Source organism: Paenibacillus sp. NRS-1760 (genome assembly GCF_050467785.1).
Taxonomy (GTDB): Bacteria; Bacillota; Bacilli; order Paenibacillales; family Paenibacillaceae; genus Pristimantibacillus.
The window spans coordinates 118,226-133,745 of the sequence record NZ_JBITPK010000010.1 but is presented as its reverse complement, the minus strand read 5'-3'; the positions used below and the strand labels follow the sequence as shown (position 1 = coordinate 133,745).

General features: G+C 44.5%; 13 protein-coding genes. 1 reads left to right on the top strand and 12 read right to left on the bottom strand.

All coding sequences use genetic code 11. The features are described from left to right. Positions 1-132 precede the first annotated feature (132 nt). The 12 genes from ACIFSR_RS11675 to ilvB form a co-directional block, all read right to left on the bottom strand. Positions 133-840 carry a DNA alkylation repair protein gene (locus tag ACIFSR_RS11675; RefSeq protein WP_430057496.1) on the bottom strand — a complete coding sequence of 236 codons (708 nt, stop codon included), beginning with the start codon at positions 838-840 and terminating at the stop codon, positions 133-135. A 92-nt stretch (positions 841-932) separates the two neighbouring features. Further along, a complete protein-coding gene (locus ACIFSR_RS11670) occupies positions 933-2,456 on the bottom strand; it encodes a leucyl aminopeptidase (RefSeq protein WP_339207567.1) in 1,524 nt (507 codons plus the stop codon). A 232-nt stretch (positions 2,457-2,688) separates the two neighbouring features. Beyond that, complete coding sequence (locus ACIFSR_RS11665) at positions 2,689-4,059, bottom strand: ATP-binding protein (protein ID WP_430057494.1); 1,371 nt, start codon at positions 4,057-4,059, stop codon at positions 2,689-2,691. A 198-nt stretch (positions 4,060-4,257) separates the two neighbouring features. Next, positions 4,258-5,577, bottom strand: coding sequence for an anti-sigma factor domain-containing protein (locus ACIFSR_RS11660; RefSeq protein WP_430057493.1), 1,320 nt, complete (start codon positions 5,575-5,577; stop codon positions 4,258-4,260). Next, positions 5,574-6,389, bottom strand: a complete 816-nt coding sequence (sigI, locus tag ACIFSR_RS11655) for an RNA polymerase sigma factor SigI (protein WP_430057492.1) — start codon at positions 6,387-6,389, stop codon at positions 5,574-5,576. Before sigI ends, ACIFSR_RS11660 begins: the two co-directional genes overlap by 4 nt. A 231-nt stretch (positions 6,390-6,620) precedes the next feature. After that, complete coding sequence (locus tag ACIFSR_RS11650) at positions 6,621-7,037, bottom strand: hypothetical protein (RefSeq protein WP_076268004.1); 417 nt, start codon at positions 7,035-7,037, stop codon at positions 6,621-6,623. Between the two features lie 311 nt (positions 7,038-7,348). Continuing rightward, positions 7,349-7,897: a peroxiredoxin gene (locus tag ACIFSR_RS11645; RefSeq protein ID WP_076268005.1), complete on the bottom strand. Its 549-nt coding sequence runs from the start codon at positions 7,895-7,897 to the stop codon at positions 7,349-7,351. Between the two features lie 144 nt (positions 7,898-8,041). Beyond that, positions 8,042-9,121: a 3-isopropylmalate dehydrogenase gene (gene leuB / locus ACIFSR_RS11640; protein WP_430057490.1), complete on the bottom strand. Its 1,080-nt coding sequence runs from the start codon at positions 9,119-9,121 to the stop codon at positions 8,042-8,044. Positions 9,122-9,483: 362 nt separating this feature from the next. After that, entirely contained in the window at positions 9,484-11,028 is a 1,545-nt protein-coding gene (locus ACIFSR_RS11635; RefSeq protein WP_339207562.1) for a 2-isopropylmalate synthase, read from the bottom strand. 120 nt (positions 11,029-11,148) lie between these two features. Beyond that, positions 11,149-12,141: a ketol-acid reductoisomerase gene (gene ilvC / locus ACIFSR_RS11630; protein ID WP_076268008.1), complete on the bottom strand. Its 993-nt coding sequence runs from the start codon at positions 12,139-12,141 to the stop codon at positions 11,149-11,151. A gap of 123 nt (positions 12,142-12,264) precedes the next feature. Further along, entirely contained in the window at positions 12,265-12,750 is a 486-nt protein-coding gene (gene ilvN, locus ACIFSR_RS11625; RefSeq protein ID WP_076268009.1) for an acetolactate synthase small subunit, read from the bottom strand. Continuing rightward, entirely contained in the window at positions 12,747-14,492 is a 1,746-nt protein-coding gene (gene ilvB, locus ACIFSR_RS11620) for a biosynthetic-type acetolactate synthase large subunit (RefSeq protein WP_339207561.1), read from the bottom strand. The genes ilvN and ilvB overlap by 4 nt, the downstream gene beginning before the upstream one ends. 514 nt (positions 14,493-15,006) lie before the next feature. Here ilvB and ACIFSR_RS11615 point away from each other — a divergent pair. Beyond that, positions 15,007-15,507 (top strand): GNAT family N-acetyltransferase, encoded by a 501-nt coding sequence (locus ACIFSR_RS11615; RefSeq protein WP_339207560.1) that lies wholly within the window; start codon positions 15,007-15,009, stop codon positions 15,505-15,507. Positions 15,508-15,520: the final 13 nt, after the last annotated feature.

Below are 15,520 nucleotides of genomic sequence, written 5' to 3'. Positions count from 1 at the left end.
TCCGACACACAAAGAAATTGTTCTTTGAGGCATAAATAAAATAAGCTATCTCAAGTTTAACTCATTGAGCCAAACCAAAAATAGCCTTTTTTGAAAATGAATTGTTCATTATATACCATAGGGCATTAACAGTTAGCAGATACATGTTTTTTTCTTAACGCCTGCTTTGCCCAAAGAAACTGTTTTTTGGATGTAATCACTAGCTAACGGGACCTTGCACGCTGTATTTCCGACATCTACATGTACCTTGCCGATGAATGCTGCAACGGCCTCTGCTTCTTCACGCAGCTCCGAGACATAAATACCGACAATCATAACGAAGGTGTTCATCGTATAACGAACACGATTTTGCTCCGTATGAATAGTTTTCTTTATTCTGTTTAACAAAAAGCGTATTTCATCATAATCCAGCTGCTCGTCCGGTGTAATAGAGATGTAATTCGCATAAGTGCTCCAGCCGCACGTGGACACCATCTCTTCCGAGGAGTCTATCCATTCTACTGCCAGCTCATGGGCAAAAGGGCTTTCCGCTGCGACACCTGCTACCGTATATTCTGCTGCCATATACCAATAAGCTTGTTTGACCCATTGCTGCAGCGTCTCTTTAGCAATCGTTTTTGGATTAACTGAAAGTCCAGCCAAGTACATCGCATCGCTATTACTGGACGCAAACAGCTTTAGCGCTAGCTCTTCGTCTTTTTTCACATATTTAACAAGCTTCTTCAAATCACCGATTTTCACACCAAAGAGCGGCTCCATCGCTCCATGACGAATGAAGGTCATTTTTGTTTGCTCATTGCCTAGCCGCTCTAATTCCTTCATTACCTCTTCATAGGTCATATGTCAGCCCTCCATTTTAGTCCACGTATTACTTCGCAAATAAAGAAGGTACGCCATGCGCGGCGAACCTCCAAATCATCACATCTCAAAGCTTATTCTTGCTGTACAATCAATTCAACTAAAGTTCTAACCATAACGCCGGTAGCTCCCTTAGGCTCCCAGCCTCTGCTCGAATCCAGCCATGCAGTTCCGGCAATATCGAGATGCACCCACGGCAATCCTTCGGCAAAATGTCCAATGAACAACCCGCCGGTTATCGTACCGGCATATCTTCCGCCGCTATTTTTCAAATCTGCTGCATCGCTTCTAATCTGCCGCTTATATTCCGGATAAGAAGGAAGCTGCCAGATTCGTTCGCCAGCTCTCTCTGACGCAAGCTGCACCTGTTTGTAGAGCTCGTCATTGTTTGTAATAGCGCCTGTTGCGTGCGTGCCCAAGGCTACGGATACGGCACCAGTTAACGTTGCCACATCGATCAGCTTCGTTGCTCCCCTTGTAATTGCGGTCGTAAGTCCATCTGCCAGCACTAATCTGCCTTCAGCATCGGTATTCACAATTTCAACGGTATGGCCGCTCATCATGCGCAGCACATCTCCAGGTTTAATCGCTCGGTCCGAAGGCATATTCTCAGCTGTCGGAATGACTGCGATAACGTTGATTGCTGGTTTCAGCTCTCCAATGACGCGAATAGCACCCAGCACAGCAGCTGCGCCGCCCATATCGGAAATCATATCCTGCATGCCTTCCGCTCTCTTCAAGGAAATACCGCCCGTATCAAACGTAATTCCTTTTCCGATTAGTCCCCATGCCTCTTCTGAATTTGGATTGCCTTTATAGTGAATAACGATCATACGCGGTGGATTTATGCTGCCTTGTCCAACGCCTAATAGACCGCCCATCCGCTGCTCAGCCGCGCTCCACTCGTCAATGACTTCTATTTCCAAATCAAGCTCACGCGCTAATTCCTCTGCATGATACGCCAACCGTTCTGGCGTAAGATCATTACCAGGCAGATTCGTAAGGTCTCTCGCCAAAATGACCCCTTCAACATACAATCGGCCTTTTGTTATCCCTTGTGTCCATAAAGCGGCTTCCTCCGCTGATGCAGCTGCTCCCTGTGGTACGAGTGCAACCTCTTTCAGCGAAAATCGCTCCGCTTTTTCCCGTTTTAACGGCTGTCGATCATGAAGTGCGAGCAGCAAGCCCTCAGTCAGCGCTTGTGCAGTAGACTCTGCTCCAAGGTTTTCAACTTGCCCTTCAACAAGTGCATCAGACAGTAGTACTTGCACATTTACCGCCTGTAATTTTTTCAATGCTTTGGCTGCAGCCGCTGCTGCAAGCCGCAGGCTCGTAGCTCCGCCATCCTGATCAAGGCCAACAAACACGATATGAGACGCAGGATACAATCCAAGCGTCGGCACAATCTCCGTTTGCTCCGAATCCGCTTTAAACAATCCTTTAGCATAACGTCCTCTAAGCGCTTCATCGATTTGCGGCTGTACGATCGGGGTAACTGCTTCTGATTGCGTCAACTCTTTTTTACTGACAAAACGAATAACCGCATCTAAATTTGCTTGCTCTGTACCGCGAACTCCGTATGTAAATTGAATACTCATTATTATTCCCTCGCTCTCCAAATGGATTTACCTAACCGAATCCATTTCATTTGAATCGTTTCAATCGCTTTTTTCAAACTCATTATACCTAAGCGTTCTCCTCTTTGCCATGTTTATAATTGCAGACTTGTCACTTAGCTATCATGATATGAAAAAGCAAAATACTCCCCGCCCACGATTGGGGGAGAGCATCCGATTCAATTCAGCTAAGCCAATCCATTTGCAGTGAACATTAAGCTAATGGCAGTGTCAGAATAAATTCAGTCCCTACCCCTAATTGACTATCCACTCTAATCGTACCATTATGATTGCGAACAATTCTGTAGCTTACTGATAAGCCTAACCCTGTACCCGACTGCTTCGTCGTAAAGAAGGGGTCAAACAATCTGCTCATCGTTGCTTTGTCCATGCCTTTTCCATTATCCTTAATAATAATTTCGGCAAATTGTCCATTTCCACGCGTAATAATATCAATAAGGCCTCTACGCTCGCTCTGAACTTCTTCAATCGCATCGAGTGAATTTTTAATAATGTTCAAAATAACCTGCTTCACTTGTTTAACATCAATCGAGACGAGATGCTCTGAGCAATAACACTCCGCTTTAATTTCGCAATTCCGCATCAAAGCTTCACTTTCGGTCAGAAGCACAACCTCTTTTATTAAATGATCGATAGACACCAATTGTTTCATTGGTGCTGATGGCTTGGACGAATTTAGAAATTCATAAATGATATCATTTGCCCGGTCGATTTCCGTTAAAATAATACGAGCGTATTCTTCTTTGCCCACTTCCAGTAAATATGGCCGCAATAGCTGAATAAAGCCGCGAATGCTTGTCAACGGATTTCGAATTTCATGTGCAATTGCAGCAGCAATTTTCCCGAGCATGGCAAGCTTGTCGTTTTGCAATGCCGTCTGCTCAATTTGCTTATATTCAGAAACATCCTTCACGCTAATTAAAAAATCACCGTCTAACTGATCACCGTATGTAACCGTTACCAATAAATGTTTACCATCTTTGTGTTGGAACTCATAATACTTGCTATGCATGAGAAACATTTCTTTGTAGAGTCTAAGAATTGTTCGCTTCGTGCTGCTAGTAAGCCGCCGATGTCTTAATATTTCCTTTATCGTACAACCAATTAATGTTTTCCGAGGGATGTCGAGCAGCTTGGCCATTTGCACATTAATAAACGATAAAATTCCATCACTATCAAACAAAGCAATTCCGCTGTCCATGTGCTGCAAAACATTTTCATACTTATTTTTGACTCGTTCAAAGGAGCGGTTGGACCTGAAAAGCATCTCTCGCATTTCAGTGAATTTTTGCTCCGTTGATCTCTCTGGCTGCAAACGAAATCGGCAAGCAACCATAATCTCCATTAAAAAAACAAAGGAACGATTATATAATCGCACAGCCTCCTCCGAGTCAACATTTGCAGCCAAAGACTGTATGCATTCCTCATGTACGGCAATAATTTCTTCAGGGTTTATTCCGTAAAGCTCCTTGCCAAGCTCGTTAGCATGGAATAATGATACTTCCTTACCACTCCGAATATACTCGGCAAGCGCCGGGAAATAGCGCTTTCGAATGGCCAACATCTTGTACTCCTCCCCGGCAACATCTATAAATAACGGTTACAGTTACTACTAATCATAGGGCGAGTTTACAATCGCTGTCAATCGGAAATCCTGTCGAATTATGCACCGTAAATAGGAAAAAAGTCTGCCCGAAAGTCATCTAGGACTTTAGCCTACTGCATTCATTTCCTGCTATTTGTTCATTTTTATATCGGAAGTCTAATCATTATTGTTGCTCCCCCGACCTTTATACCATCTATCCCAATCGTGCTTCCATTCCTTATCTTTTTTATCATCATATCGATTTTTCCAATTATCATTTTCTTGTTTGCCTTGTTGACTGTTTACGTTATTATTGCGATTAGTATTGCGATCTCGATTTCGATCATTGTCATCATCATCATAATCATCATTATTTCGATCATGATTATGATTGTTATTATTTTTGTCGTCATCTTTATGATCGTTTTTACCGCCGCTCGGCTTTGTAGGCTGAACTGGCTTAGTTGGTTTCCCTGGCGTAATTACCGGCTTGTTGCCCCATGTCCCGTTTTTATTGGGCTTATTAGTTGCGTTTCCTTTATTTACTCCGCTAACGACAGGTTTAGTTGGTTTTTCCACTTTTACTGGCTTGTTTGCAGTTGGAGTCGTAGTCGGTTTAATCGGTTTCGGTTTCGTCTTTGTTTCTTCCTTTTGCTGCTTAACCTTATCCTCTTTTTCCAGTGCTACCAGCTTCTTGAGCTTTTCTTTGCTCGTATCTCTCGCATTGCTTACAATCGTCTTCACGCCGCCGATAGACGCTGTTGCCTGATCGATGGATTGCTTTTTCAATTGCTCCAATTCGATACTGTAGCCTTCATCCTTTGCCATTAAATATACGGCCATCTTGCCTGAAGAAATACCATTTATAGCTGCTTCCTCACGCACCTCATTAGGCAGCGACAACGTTGTAATTGTAGCGCTTGCTGCTTCTGCCTCAAGCTGAGCGAGCAGCATTCTCAGTTTCTCGTCGACTTTTCCCGTCAAAATATTCTCAAAATCGCCTTTACTCGCAAAATTGTCGTCTAATAAAACACTCGTAATAAAAATATCTTTGTTTGGCGTATCCAGGTAATGTGAGCCTTTAGCCCTCTCCAATATTGAAGCAGCAACCTCTTCCACATGAATACCTGCGTATTTGAGACCTTTAATAATGACTTCTCCATCTTCATTAAGTGCGCGAAGCTCACGTACCTTCTCGTTTTCATCGACGCCCAGCTCTACGCTTGGATTAATATCCATGCTCACGTAAGCAACTACGGATTGTGAGTCTCTTTGCATGAAAAATAAAAGTGGAACAAAGAGAATCAGAATAAGGGCGGCAGCACTTCCATACCAATAAATCGGCCTCTGGATGACGCGCTTCTTAAACTCTTCTTCGAATGTGACTTCTTCTCCGATTTGTGTAGTTCCCTGAATAAGGGCCTGCAAAAATTGACCGTCTGCCGTCATCACAACTGCATACTGCTTATGAATGCTCATAACGACTCCACGTTTCATTTGCTTGCCTCCTTATTCTCAACGATGCGCTCATCGGATATATGTAAATAATCATGCATGTAAGGGTATGTTCCAGAAATGATTAGTGCGATAGCAATAATGTATTTTCGATTTCTTTCCACCGTTTTGCGAGAAACACCGCACATTTCGGTCAGCTCTTTTACAGCCAGCTTATTCGTTTGCCTTAAAGAATCTAATAAGTCCGTTTCACTTACAAGCGTTTGCGCGATACCAATCAACAGCTTTCTTGAATCGGTATGCTTGGGAGAATTGTCTACCAATTCTGCAAAGGAAATGCCAAATCGCAAAAGCTCTTGATTAAGCTCAGTAATCTCAAGCCTTCTCTCGTCCTCTGTGCGCTTCATTTCAAATGCAGTCATCGCTTGTCTTGTCTCGACTGAATTATATTGAGGCTGCTCCTCATCCTCTGAGTCGAACATACTGTAAGGCACAACCTGAGAATGCCTCTGTTCTTTTCGGACATGGTCAATAAGCCGACGACGAATGACGGTTTCAGCAAATCCGAGAAATGATTTTCCAGCACTGCTGGAAAATTGATTGATGGCTTCATTAAATGCGAGCAACGCTATGCTGAATTCATCATCTCGACTCGGATCGATATACCGTTTACAAAATCGACTTGTAACTTTGATTATATAAGGCTTATAGTCTGCTATGAACTGCTCACGCAGCAGCTCGTCACCTTCACGAATTTGAGCAACCCATTGTTCTGGAGTGAGCTTCTGCTCATCCTCTGCTACTTTGGCAGAAACAGACTTCCGCAGAAAGCGTTTGAACAAAACAAGTAACAACCGCTCCACCTCACTATTAGTATGATTCGTTTCTGTCTGCCCGGTTTCGGGGGGTACATTCTGAGAAAATCTTAATTTACATTAAAAAGCATCTTTAGTGTCCTTTATATCGCCAGAGAACCGTTGATTGAGAAACAAACGAACTTAAAAAATTACAAAATGATACATTTTTATATTTTCAAAAAAAGAAAAGCCCCCGTGAAGGAGGGCTCACCATTCATGTTTAAAAAACTAAACGGAAGTACGGCGTTGACGGAGCTTATTCCTTCTATTGTTGAGCATCCCTAGACGCTTCTTAAGAACAAGCTGCCATTCCGTATCCTCAATTTGCTTGGCAAAGCTTAGCAAATCAAGCGCCATATCGATTTGACTGTGGACAACATCCATTGGATCCTCATTCTCATGGTTAACACAATTCTCAAGCAGCGCCTTGCCTTCTTGCTCTACGTACTCCTGAAAATCAACTTCAGCAGCACCGTCGCCATGTGCATATTCGGCTAGTATCTCATATTCATTTTCGATTAAATAATGAATATCTACACGGTGACAGACAGGACAAAACATAATGGGCACATTGTGAATATGCGTCCGAATATGCTTAAGTGTACCTTTTGTTCCAATCATACTAGCTCCACAGCAAAAACTCATTGACGACTCCTCCTTAGAGGTTTGCGTAGCAAACCTATCTTCGTAAGCATCAACTTAGGTTTGCGCAGCAAACCTATCTTCGTAAGCATCATCTTAGGTTTACGTAGTAAACCTATCTTAACAACCATCATCTAAAGTTTGCGTTAACAAACCTATCATTTTTTATTATCTGTTGCTAAGTATACCATATTCGCTCTGCATGGACGAAATTCCTGCTTTCTCCTCACATTATCCGTATCCCTATGTAGACAAAAACAAAACCCGTACCATTAAATGGCACGGGTTTTGTTTTTACTGCTATTCGAAATATATTATTTCGATACCAATGTTTGTTGACCTGGTTTCCAGTTGATTGGGCAAAGACCACCGGATTGCAAAGCTTGCAATACGCGAAGAGTTTCGTCTACGCTGCGGCCAACGTTGTTGTGGTTAACAACTTGATATTGTACTTCGCCTTCTGGATTGATGATGAATAGACCACGAAGAGCGATACCTTCTTCTTCAATCAATACACCGTAGTCACGAGCTACGCTTTTCGTAATATCAGCAGCAAGAGGGAATTCTAGTTGACCTAGACCATTATCGTTAACCGGCGTGTTGATCCATGCACGGTGACTATGTTTGCTATCAATGCTGACACCAAGAATTTCTGTGTTCAAGCTTTTGAATTCAGCTGCAGCCATGCTGAGTGCAGTAATTTCAGTTGGACATACGAATGTGAAATCTAGTGGGTAGAAGAACAATACCAACCATTTTCCTTTATAATCTGCAAGTGAAGCTGTACCAAAATCTTTACCATCACCTGTTGCCGTTTCCATTGAAAAATCAGGGGCCTGACGGCCTACCAAACGCTCTGCCATAATAGAAAACCTCCTTGACCTATCCATAAATTTTATTGTTTATGTCACTTCGTCTGTGTGACTTACCTAGTAAATAGTATCACTAGTTTATAAACAAGTCAATATTATAATCAATATTTATTTATAATGATTATAATCTAGATGTTATTTTCTAAGAGCAGCTACGATCAAATCGCCCATTTCTGTTGTGCCGATTGCTGTGCTCTTATCAACAGCAATATCACCTGTACGGTGGCCTGCATCAAGAACTTCTTTCACCGCTGCTTCAATTGCTGCAGCAGCTTCGTGGTAACCAAATGTAAGGCGGAACATAAGCGCTACGGAAAGAATTGTTGCAATTGGGTTGGAGATGCCTTGACCCGCGATGTCAGGTGCTGAGCCATGTACCGGCTCATACAAGCCGAAGCTGCCTTCGCCAAGCGATGCAGATGAGAGCATTCCGATTGAGCCAGTCAGCATTGCAGCTTCATCACTAAGAATGTCGCCGAACATATTTTCTGTTACGATGACATCAAAGCTCGAAGGACGACGAAGCAATTGCATTGCACAGTTGTCAACAAGCACGTGCTCTAGCTCTACCTCTGGGTATTCAGGAGCAATCCGGTTTACCACTTCGCGCCATAGACGGGATGTTTCTAGTACGTTTGCTTTATCAACAGAAGCAAGACGTTTGCCGCGAGTCATAGCGATATCGAATGCTTGACGAACGATGCGCTCGATTTCTTGCACGTTGTATACGCATGTATCAACCGCTTCTTCGCCGCCAGCGCCTTCACGACGGAATTTCTCGCCAAAGTAAATACCGCCAGTCAATTCTCGAACAACGATGAGATCCGTGCCTTCAAGCACTTCTGGCTTCAAAGTTGAAGCTTCTTTCAAGCAATCGAATACGGTAGCTGGACGAATGTTTGAGAAAAGGCCAAGTGCTTTGCGAATGCCTAGCAAGCCTGTTTCTGGACGAAGCTCCTTGGAGTTGTTGTCCCATTTTGGTCCGCCTACTGCGCCAAGCAGTACCGCGTCTGCACCTTTGCAAAGGTCAAGTGTTTCTTGCGGCAATGGTGTGCCTTTCTCGTCGATTGCAATACCGCCGAACAAGCCGTGTTCTGTTTCGAATTTGTAGCCGTAAAGCTCTTCGGTTTTTTTGAGCACTTTAAGAGCTTCGCCAACTACCTCGGGGCCGATACCGTCGCCGGTAATAACTGCAATTTTCTTAACTTCTGACATAATAATGTAACACTCCTCGTTTTAAGTTAAACTTGTCCATTCAACGTTTTCAAAAATATAAGAATTTATAAGTTTGTTAGCTTATAAAGGGCTTATATTTCACAGTCAAAGCTGCTTCAGCGTCCAAAGGACGCCAAAGGCGTTTTGGCTTGGCGAATCCTGTTGAAAAATGCAAGTCTACACATTCATTCTCATTCTATTATCATTTGTACCATAAAAACGAGTTGATTACCAAGATATAAAATCTATTTACTCTATAGGCAGTAACTATAGAGTCATTGATTATCCCTTTTTTGAAGCTATATCTATCAAAGAAAAAAAACAGTCCGCCCAAAGGTTATACTCTGGCGAACTGCTTCTTTTTAGATTAGACTCATCTTATCGCGGCGCCCTGGCGTCTTGCGCTTCTCGATCAGTCGGTTAAGTGCATCGATGTATGCTCGCGCGCTAGCTTCAAGAATGTCCGTGCTAAGTCCACGTCCTTGAGCAGAAACATCATCCTGCTTTAGTACAACATGAACCTCGCCTTGCGCATCCTTGCCTTGCGATACTGATTTGATCGAATAATCTTCAAGCTCCACGACTTCCTGTGTCACCTTGTCGATCGCGTTATAGATGGCGTCTACGGAACCGTTGCCGATTGCCGCTTCATCTATGATCTCACCCTCCGCTTTACGAATCCGAACGGATGCGCTTGGCGTAGATTGATTGCCATAACTGACTTGGATCATTTCTAATTTAAATACTTCCGGCGTATCAATTAGCTTCTCTTCAAGCAGAGCAAGAATATCCTCATCACTTACGGTTTTCTTGCGATCTGCCAAATCTTTAAATTTAGCAAATGCCGCATTAACCGCTTCGTCCTCAAGCTCATAACCTAGGTCGATCAGCTTCTCACGGAACGCATGGCGTCCTGAATGCTTGCCAAGCACCAGCTTGGATTCCTTCAGTCCGATCGTATCCGGTGAAATGATTTCATACGTCGTTTTTTCTTTCAGCATGCCATCCTGATGAATACCAGATTCATGCGCGAATGCATTGGCACCAACAATTGCTTTGTTGCCTGGAACGACCATGCCCGTCAGCTTGCTGACAAGGCGGCTCGTCTTGGCAATTTCTTTCAGGTTCAGCGTCGTTTGAGCTCCGAAGTAGTCCGGGCGCGTAGCAAGCGCCATTGCAATCTCTTCGATCGCTGTGTTACCAGCGCGCTCCCCAATACCATTGATCGTACCCTCAACTTGATCTGCACCATTCAAGATCGCTGCCAGCGAATTTGCAGTCGCCATGCCGAGATCATTGTGACAATGTGCGCTCAGCTGAATTTTTTCGATATTCGGTACATTTTCCTTCAACACCTTGAAGATGTTCCCGAATTCTTGCGGATTCATATAACCGACCGTGTCCGGAATGTTTACGACCGTTGCTCCCGCTTTAATGGCCATCTCAACGACCTGACACAGAAAGTCCAGCTCTGTACGTCCTGCATCCTCTGCTGAGAATTCAACTTTGTCAAAATATTGCTTTGCATACCGAATGGCACGCTCTGCCGTTTCAAGCACCTGCTCCTTCTCCATTCGCAGCTTATGCTTGCGGTGAATCGGACTTGTAGCAAGAAATACGTGAATGCACGGATCCTGTGCGCCGATAAGCGCTTCACGAACAGCATCGATATCCTGCTCACGCGAGCGAGAGAGTCCGATAACTGTAGCATTTTTAACTGCTCGTGCTACCGCATTAACTGCAGCAAGGTCTCCCGGAGACGCAGCAGGGAAGCCAGCTTCCATGCGGTCCACTCCCAGCCTTTCAAGCTGAAGGGCAATCTCTACCTTTTCCTTCGTGTTCAGGTTAACCCCAGGAGATTGCTCTCCATCACGAAGCGTTGTATCGAAAACATATATTTTCCGCATTTGTGCAATGCACCTCCGTGAACAAAATGATCCCGGTGCGCTCGGACCACATGGCGATACTACGTGCTCATCGTCAAACGATCCGGCGAACCGGGATATTTTCCTACATTCTATCTTTTATTACTTCTTGATCCAGTGCATCAATTCACGAAGCTGTGCGCCTGTTTTTTCAATCGGGTGAGCAGCTTCATTACGGCGAGTAGCTGTAAGCATTGCACGGTTCGATTGGTTTTCCAAGATGAAGTCACGAGCAAAACGACCGGATTGGATATCTTCCAATACACGTTTCATTTCTTTTTTCGTTTCTTCAGTAACAATGCGAGGACCAGTTACATAATCGCCGTATTCAGCTGTGTTGGAGATAGAATCGCGCATGGACGCCATTCCGCCTTCATACATCATATCAACGATCAATTTAAGCTCGTGCAAGCACTCGAAGTAAGCCATTTCTGGAGCGTAGCCAGCTTCAACAAGCGTTTCAAAACCAGCTTTAACTAGTGCAGTAGCACCACCGCAAAGAACAGCTTGCTCACCGAACAAATCTGTTTCTGTTTCTTCTTTGAAAGAAGTTTCGATAACGCCTGCACGAGTACAGCCGATACCTTTAGCATATGCAAGACCGATAGCTTTAGCATTGCCAGTAGCATCTTGCTCAATAGCGATTAGTCCAGGAACGCCAAAGCCTTCTTGGTACGTACGGCGAACCATGTGACCAGGAGATTTTGGAGCTACCAAGAATACATCTGTATCTTTGTTTGGAACGATTTGTCCGTAGTGAATGTTGAAGCCGTGGGAGAACATAAGAGCCGCGCCTTTTTTCAAGTTAGGAGCGATTTCATCATTGTACACTTTCGCTTGTGTTTCATCAGGAAGCAAAATTTGAACAACGTCAGCCACTTTAGTTGCTTCAGCAACTGTAAGTACTTCGAAACCATCTTTTTTAGCAACGTCTGCGGATTTACCAGGACGAAGACCAATAACAACTTTCAAGCCGCTGTCGCGAAGATTTTGTGCTTGAGCGTGACCTTGGCTGCCGTAACCGATAACTGCAATTGTTTTACCTTGTAGTACGCCTTGATCAGCGTCTTTTTCATAGTACATTGTAACTGCCATATTAATAATTGCCTCCTTTAGTTTAACCCTTTTGAGCGGGTGTTTAAGCAGAGAATGACCCTTAAGCAGCGGTTCTCCCCTTAAACTCCCGCTCAAAGCGGGATGTTGAATGATGAACTCTTATTACTTGGAATTGCCTCTGTTTAATGCTGTTACTCCTGTGCGCGACAGTTCACGAATGCCATACGGTTTAAGCAATTCAACCATAGCATCGATTTTTTCAGTGTCCCCTACTACTTGTACCATAAGCGAATGAGTGCCAATGTCCACAACCGCTGCGCGGAAAGTTTCAACAACACCTAAAATTTCCGGACGAGATGCTGGCTCTGCATTCACTTTAATGAGTGCAAGCTCGCGGCCAACCATTGGATTTGAGCTAAGATCAATGACCTTAATAACGTCAATCAGCTTATAAAGCTGCTTCGTTACTTGCTCGAGCGTATGATCATCACCAGAAGTGACGATGACCATACGCGACAAGCCTGCTTCTTCACTGGAACCAACCGTTATGCTTTCAATGTTGAAGCCGCGGCGTCCGAACAAACCAGATACGCGCTGTAGAACGCCGGGCTGATCGTTAACGATTACTGCGATCGTGTGTTTTTTCATTCCGCATCCCCCATGATCATTTCGTCGATGGTGCTTCCTTGCGCTACCATTGGGTACACGTTCTCTTCTTTCCGAACGACGAACTCAACAACAGCCGGACCAGGATGGCGTAATGCTTCTTCCCATGCGGCACGCGCTTCTTCTTTGTTCGTTGCGCGGAAGCCTTTAACTCCGTAAGCTTCTGACAGCTTCACAAAGTCTGGGCTGCCTGAGAGATCAATATGACTGTAGCGGTTGTCATAGATAAGCTCCTGCCACTGTCTTACCATACCGAGCACCTGATTATTGATAATTACTACCTTAACCGGAATGTTGTTAATTGCGCAAATCGCAAGCTCTTGCGCACACATTTGCATCCCGCCGTCACCATTAATGGAAACGACTACGCGATCCGGATTCGCCATTTGAGCGCCGATAGCAGAAGGGAATCCGAAGCCCATTGTGCCTAGCCCTCCGGAAGTAACCCATGAACGAGGCTTGTTGAACTTGTAATACTGTGCAGCCCACATTTGATGTTGACCAACGTCAGTTGTTACAATCGCATCGCCATTCGTTGTCTCATGGATCAGCTCTACAACCCACTGCGGCTTAAGCTCAACGTCAGAATCCGTATAGCTGAACGGATATTGCTCACATGAAGCTTTGAGCTTCGCACGCCAATCATCCGCTTTATCTGCGCGTTTCGCGAGCTTATTTACAATCTCAAGAACAGTCTTCACATCGCCGACAATCGGGATGTCTGTTGGTACGTTTTTGCCGATTTCCGCTGGATCGATATCGATGTGTACGATTTTCGCCAGTGGAGCAAAGCCCGCAAGCTTGCCGGTTACGCGGTCATCGAAACGAGCGCCAATATTAATTAGCAAGTCTGCGCTTTGAATCGATTTATTTGCCGTATATGTGCCATGCATGCCTGGCATGCCTAGGAATAAATCATTGCCGCTTGGGAAAGCTCCCAAACCAAGCAATGTTGTTGTAATTGGTATTTGCGTTTTAGTAACGAATTCGAACAGCTCTTCATGTCCGCCAGAGTAAACGACTCCGCCGCCTGCTAGTATAAGCGGGCGCTCCGCTTGCTCAATCGCCTTAATCAGCTTATCCACTTGATTCTTGTTAGGCGTGACCGTTGGATTGTAACCACGGATGCTTACTTCTGTTACTGGCTTGAACAATGTCTTAGCCGCTGAGATGTCCTTCGGAATATCGATCAATACTGGGCCTTTGCGCCCTGTGTTGGCAATATGGAATGCTTCGTGAATAATACGAGGCAAATCCTCAACGTCGCGAACCAAGTAGCTATGTTTAGTGATTGGCATTGTGATTCCCGTAATGTCTGCCTCTTGAAAAGCATCGCTGCCAATCAGGCTGGAGATGACATTACCGGTAATAACAACTAGTGGTACGGAATCCATATATGCAGTTGCAATTCCCGTCACGAGGTTTGTTGCACCAGGACCTGATGTAGCGATACATACGCCTACTTTGCCGCTTGCGCGGGCGTAACCGTCTGCCGCGTGAATCGCGCCTTGCTCGTGCCGTGTTAATAAATGATTGAAATCGGGGTTTCCGTGCATCGCGTCATAAATGTACAACACTGCTCCACCTGGATAGCCGAACACACAATCTACACCCTCAAGCAATAGACTTCTTAGCAAAATTTCCGAACCAGAAATAACCTCAGGTTTCGAAATTCTTTCCTTCATTTCCTCTTTTGACTTCAGTGTTGCACCTTGCGTTATCATCAGTCATCCTCCTCTCAGAAAAAACAAAAAAACCTCTCGTTCCTCATGCTCCAATACGAAGCAACGAGGGACGAAAGGTATATCTTCCGTGGTACCACCCAAATTCGTTACACATCTCCCGATGTATAACCTCTACAAGTAAGAACGTCATGCATATACGTTCTACCAATGGCACTGTAACGCTTGCCCTGCGATTCCCCCTAATAGGCAACACATGGTTGCTTTTCAAGGAAACAGCTCCGAGGTGAGCTCGTAGAAAAGGGATTTTGGCGATGGTTGCAGCTAATCCATCCGCTCTCTGTTCAAAAGGGCCCTAAGCACTTCGTCCTCATCAATGCTGATTTTGTATTTACCACATGGTACGAATACCAGTACGTGGTAGATAAGACTTTCCTTATTATATGCCGTGAATCTCAGTTCGTCAAGAACCATAAACAACTCTTGTTGTAAAATGTATTCGGCGCAATCCTTTAGCGCGCTACATATACTAGTTTAGCCCTAATGCGGCAAATTCATGCTGCGTCCCAGATCCATTTGGCGCGGTAGAAATGGAATGATGAGCATGATTCGTATTTATGAGCCAAGGTATGATCAAGCCGAAGTGGTTCGCCTCATTCGCAATGAGCTTATTCCCTTATCCCATACGGTACACCAACATGATGCGCAAACGATTCGAGAGCTCCCAAAGCGTTTCCGTCGCGGTGTTACTTTTGTAGCATCCTTATCTAAAAAAAGCCCTCCAGTCTCCTTCATCCATTTTGAAGTGATGGGTGAGGTGCTTTATTTAGATATGATGGTCACGCATCCTGATCACCGGAATAGACACTGGGGCAGAAAATTAATAGCTCATAGCGAAGCTTACGGCAAAACGCAGAATTGCAAAGTTGCCAGGCTGTTTGTCGATCAGGTTAATGGTAAAGCACATCAACTCTATAGTAAGCTTGGTTACTATACCGTCCAATACTATCCTGAGCTGCGCTGCTACGAATTACTTAAACCGCTCACCCCGCTATGATTACTTAATTGCC